A 5,243-nucleotide genomic window follows, 5' to 3' on the forward strand; every position below is an offset into this window, starting at 1 on the left:
CTCTTGCGCTGCAATATTTGAAGAAGCCATTAATAAAAGGGCTGCGGCACTGATTGTTGTAGAGCTACTTCTTTTATGCTTATTAATTAATGTTGAAGTAATTTGATTGAGTTTCATGTATCTCTCCCGTTTGGGTACGACTTGCGTCATTGTGTGTGTGTTGTTACTTGGTTTGGTTAACCAATTTAACTGTTTCTTTCCTGTAGTGTGTCATACAGGTGGTGTGGTTGAAATTAATCCAATTCAACTTTATTTACAACCTTTGTTTACCAAAACTTCACAATGTGTATTACAAAAACCTCTTTTATTTTGCTTATATTTAATAAATTTAATGGCTTATAGTGTGTTTTTATTTTTTGTATTTTGAATGAATTTTATTGAAGTATCTTTACCAAAGGCATTTTTATATATTATTTGTACTATTTAATACATTTGTTAGTACTATTTTGAAATTTTATGTCGTACTTTTATACGTGTTTAGTTTACTTTTTAAGTGATATTGAATTGGAAGAGCGACCATTAAAAGTTCTAAATGATTTATAAATTTGCGAAATAGTGGAGAGGTTAAAATAATTAAAAATCATTTTGGTAATACCAATTTTCTATTGTTTTTATATTGATTTTGTACTAGCTGGGGTGGGGGCGGTAAGCTAGGTAGCGATAAATAGATTTTTACGCAAAAAAAAGCCCAGCATAATAATGCTGGGCTTTCTTACTTTAGATGTATTAGCTCTGTAATTCGCCTGTAGATGATTCTAAATGTGCTCGTATGAACCACTGAAATTGCTCTAAATCGGCTAGTTGGCTGGTGATCATATCTTCAGAGACAGGATCTAGCTCAGAAAGAGTCTCGATTGCTTTGCGGTGATCGGCATTAACGCCGTTATATACTTTATCAAGCGCAGCCAAATGCTCGGTGACTAGGCCTTTGCCTACAGAGTATTCGTCCCAAGTACGGCGATCTACAATTGATTTTGGTGTGCCAACAGGTACTGCACCAAGTGTCGCAATTCGCTCTGCAATTGTATCTGTCATTTCGCGTACAATGTCTACTTGCGGGTCTATCATTTCATGTACGCCAATAAAGTTAGGTCCCACTACGTTCCAGTGAATATGCTTTAAAGTAAGCTGTAAATCTATCAATGCAACCATGCGGTTATCTAGCGTAGCTATTGTTTTTTGAGCTGATTCGTCACTCATACCTGGCGCGGTAAATTTAGTTGTTTTGTTTGATTCGTTATTGTTACTCATAATTTCTCCTACTTAACTAATGTGTTGCTCATATAATGTGTTGCGTGATGAGCGTGACTTAAACTTAATAAAGCAACTGCTATGCCGTAAGTTGATTTATTTAAAAAGTAATTTAAAAACATGTGGTTATATTTTAAATTAAGGTTTTTAAGGCTGCAGAGGAGATTGGGTTTTTGAAAAGCCTGCATATATTTGTAAAATATGCAGACTTCGATTTAGTTACTCTTAGATGTATTTAAACGTTGGCTATATATTCGTGCGCTTTTAAAACATCGAGCGGCACTATTTCTAATGATTTTTTATTTGTAGCCTCAAGTACCACTGGTGGCGCAACGTTTGCTGAAATAGCATGAAGCCATCTTACTGCACACAAGCACCATTTATCACCGGCTTTTAAACCTTCAAAATCGTAAAGAGGGTTCGGGCTTATTAAATCGTTACCTTGTGATTTTGAAAATTGTAAAAACTCATCAGTCATAATTGCACACACACTGTGATTGCCAAGATCTGATTCTGGTACATAACAAAACCCTTCACGTGTGTAGCCACCATTACCGCAACATAGTTTTAAGCGTGTGCCGAGTACATTAAATTGATTCGCCATGAAATACCTTAATTAGTGGTGTTTAATAAATTTACTCTATCAGGAGTAACTCGCTTGAGATAGCTATAAAACTTAAAAGAGGGAAGGGCTACACAAACTTAAGCCCGCAGCAAATTGCGGGCTTAGTATTGTTTATTATTTAATACGCAGCGCCATACAATCGCTATGGCCGTTTATGATCATGCTTTTATCAACACGCACGCCACCACCGGAGTATTTACCGGCGGCTGTAAAACTACATATTTGTACAAAGTAATCATCTACTTTAGGCAATGCAAATAGCTGTTGGTATATTTGGTCTTGCTCGGCAAAGTGCCCCATTGTCTTTTCTATAACTTGCTGCTGTTCATCAACAAGTTGAATATTAGCGCCACAGCGTCCCACTATTGGTTTAACTACATATCCGGTTTGTAATAACTCGTCGTTAAGCTCAAACGCGGTATTAAGTAAATATTTATGATTAGGGAATAAGCTCCACAGTATTGGCAAAATAGCCTTGTTACTAGGAATTAATGTCCACAGCGGTTCAAACACCATGACATTTTTACGCAGTAATACATCGACTAAGCGTGGCGTTTCACCAGCTTTGAATTGTGGTTCAAAGTTATCACCTAATGATTGGTCGGCTTCGCATTCTTCACGAATTTGATCAAGTGCGGTTTCCCACGACCAGGTTTTCCATACGTAACTCAGTTGTGCGCCATCAGTATCTACTATGTTGCCTGACTCATTCCAGCGAAGTGTGCTTAAGCCAATTACTAGCTTACATTCAAAGCTTGCGGCTTCAATAGCTTCTTTCATAAATAATGCGTGGTAATGTTCTTCTGGTTCATCATCTTGCAGAATATGAACAAGACCTTTTACCTCACTTTTACGCCATGCTTTTACGAGATCTTTAAATAAATTTTGGCCTGCATCTACACCTGTTTTAACACTAAAGTGTTTTGCCCACTTTCCCTGAACTTTGCCGCTTTCCATGTAACACGATGCCGAATCGCAATTGTATTCGTAAACTTTTAAACCTGCTGCTGTTAAGGCAAAGTCAAACCGACTGGTAATTAATTGGTTTAAGCGGTTATCCCACGATTGGCGAATTTTATTAAGTACAACATCGGGTAAATTAAACTTTTTTAATAACTCAGGGTGCTGCAGTACATAGTCGGTTGCATGCATAAATAAACCATGCAGCTCATTTGTTGCATGCTCAATGCTTTGCTGCGCCGTTTGAGATATTGCAAAGTAATTATGCTGATCTTCATCTACGGATGTAAGTTTATGGCCTTGCATCATTTCTACGTAGGCAGCTTCATCGTCATTCGCAATATTTAACCATGACTTGTTTGCTTGGCCTGTATCTGCTGCTTTATGGGCTTCTATAGTAAATAAGTCAGTGTTTAGCTCAAACGTTGGCTCAGCATATTCTGTTTCATCAGTTTGTGTCATCCAACCTAAAATAGTGGCGTCGCTGTAAGAGCACTCAATCCAATAGTCGCCATCTTTAGTTACTTTTGCTTTTAGTTCACGGCACCAGTTTTGATTTGTTGGCCATATTTGATGCCCTACATTTTGCTCAGCAAGACGTATTTTATCTTCATGCACTTCAACAATGACAGCAACATGGCCTGTTTCTTCAAACTCGCCGCCTTCTTCCCATATAAGTAAACTACCTACTTGAGGGTGATGTTTAGCACCATTTTTAAACGCGTTTAGTGGCAATCTGTTTTGGCTATTTACATCGCGCACTGAACGCAACTCAAAAATATCGTAAGCCATAGCTATATCATCAAAAATATAACCATGATTGAGGTACATCCATCTTCGGGCAAATTCAACGCATTGCCATTTATAGCCCATGTAAATACCGTCTAGGTAACTACGATAGGCACTACGATTAGGATAAATGCTTTCATCAGCCGTATCATAATCAGATGAGTAAACAGCAACATTACCAGGTGCATAACCTAATAAAGTACCAAAATCACTAGCAGGAGCAGAAGATTTCATAAACAAAGATGTTCAAAATAAGGTGTGATAATTTGCTGACTATATGAGCCAAACTGCGTTATAGCAAGATATTACTGAGTATAATCTTTAATTAAAAATTGGCGCTAAATAGGGCTTAAAATTATATTTTATCAATCCATAGTTTTAAAAGCAGTAGTTAAGAAATCCATCCTTCAAAGTGCTTATACATATAAAACTAAACCTATATCCGTACTTTGGTTAACTTTTTATTAAACTGTTGCGCTTGGTATAGCAAAACTAGCTAAAAGTTTTTAAAACAGGAAAAACAATGGAAGACATAATAAACAACATTGATATTAATCAATATTTACCCGCTGCAATTACGTGGGCAACCAACATATTACTAACAATTGCAATTTTACTTGCGGGCTTATGGTTAGCGGGCAAAGTACGCAATTTAATTATTGGCTTGTGTCATAAATACACTCATCTTGACGATACGCTTTTTCGCTTTTTAGGCAGCATGGCTCGCTACATCATATTAGCGTTCGTTATTATTGCTGTGTTAAATCGCTTTGGTGTACAAACAGCCTCTATTATTGCTTTACTCGGTGCTGCGGGACTTGCTATAGGCTTGGCGTTACAAGGTGCAATGTCGAACCTTGCCGCAGGCGTTATGTTGCTAATATTTAGACCTTATAAAGTGAATGACTTTATTGAGGCTGCAGGGCGTTTTGGTAAAGTAACAGAAGTAGATATGTTTACTACTATTTTACAAACGTTCGATAATCAACAGGTTATTATACCAAATAGTCAAATTTGGGGCGCGCAAATTATAAACCATTCACATCATCCAATTCGTGGTGTGGATATGCATTTTGGTGTTGCTTACGGTGAAGATACAACGGCTGTACGTAAAATTATAGATGGCGTACTTGCAGCGCACCCACACATACTAAAAGATCCAGCGCCTTTTGTTGAAGTAGAAACTCTTAACAACAGCTCAGTAGACTTTTTAGTAAGACCTTTTTGTAAGGGCGAGCATTACTTCGATATTCTTTATACGGTGCCAGAGTTAATTAAAAAAGCACTGGATGAAAACAACATCGAAATACCTTTCCCACATCGTAAAGTTATTTTAGTTAACGAAAGCAAAGATTAACTAAATTTAAAATGATTTAAATCTAAGAGCACTTTTAAGTGCTCTTTTTTTGTTTGCCCAGCGAAGCTGGCAAACCCGATAGGCTGAAAGATGCCTTATCACCCTGACTAAGGGGAAGATAATCTGAATGGCAAGGGCATCACTGGCCAACGGTGGGGTCTGAAGGAAGCCATAAGAAGTTAGAGGTACACAACTAACCGTAACCTGTTTCGGCAGTATTGGTGGGTCAGCGTGCAAAATAGCGCAACGCCCTATACTTAG

4 protein-coding genes and 1 pseudogene are annotated in these 5,243 nt (G+C 37.6%); 1 reads left to right on the forward strand and 4 read right to left on the reverse strand.

The genetic code is table 11. The features are described 5' to 3' along the window. Window positions 1-726: 726 nt before the first annotated feature. The 3 genes from dps to gss form a co-directional block, all read right to left on the reverse strand. The gene (gene dps / locus L655_RS0115265) at window positions 727-1,251 is read right to left on the reverse strand and encodes a DNA starvation/stationary phase protection protein Dps (RefSeq protein WP_024595435.1); all 525 of its coding nucleotides are present in this window, start codon (window positions 1,249-1,251) and stop codon (window positions 727-729) included. A gap of 235 nt (window positions 1,252-1,486) precedes the next feature. Continuing rightward, window positions 1,487-1,855 carry a DUF2237 domain-containing protein gene (locus L655_RS0115270; protein WP_024605487.1) on the reverse strand — a complete coding sequence of 123 codons (369 nt, stop codon included), beginning with the start codon at window positions 1,853-1,855 and terminating at the stop codon, window positions 1,487-1,489. 135 nt (window positions 1,856-1,990) lie between these two features. Next, window positions 1,991-3,859 (reverse strand): bifunctional glutathionylspermidine amidase/synthase, encoded by a 1,869-nt coding sequence (gene gss / locus L655_RS0115275; protein WP_024605488.1) that lies wholly within the window; start codon window positions 3,857-3,859, stop codon window positions 1,991-1,993. Between the two features lie 289 nt (window positions 3,860-4,148). Here gss and L655_RS0115280 point away from each other — a divergent pair, with 289 nt between their 5' ends. After that, complete coding sequence (locus L655_RS0115280; RefSeq protein ID WP_024605489.1) at window positions 4,149-4,982, forward strand: mechanosensitive ion channel domain-containing protein; 834 nt, start codon at window positions 4,149-4,151, stop codon at window positions 4,980-4,982. 6 nt (window positions 4,983-4,988) lie between these two features. Here the strand turns inward: L655_RS0115280 and L655_RS1000000127740 are convergent. Then, window positions 4,989-5,243 (reverse strand): annotated as a pseudogene (locus tag L655_RS1000000127740) (hypothetical protein); the annotation flags it as partial.

Origin of the sequence: Pseudoalteromonas sp. TAE79 (assembly GCF_000498015.1) — a bacterium.
Lineage (GTDB): Bacteria > Pseudomonadota > Gammaproteobacteria > Enterobacterales > Alteromonadaceae > Pseudoalteromonas.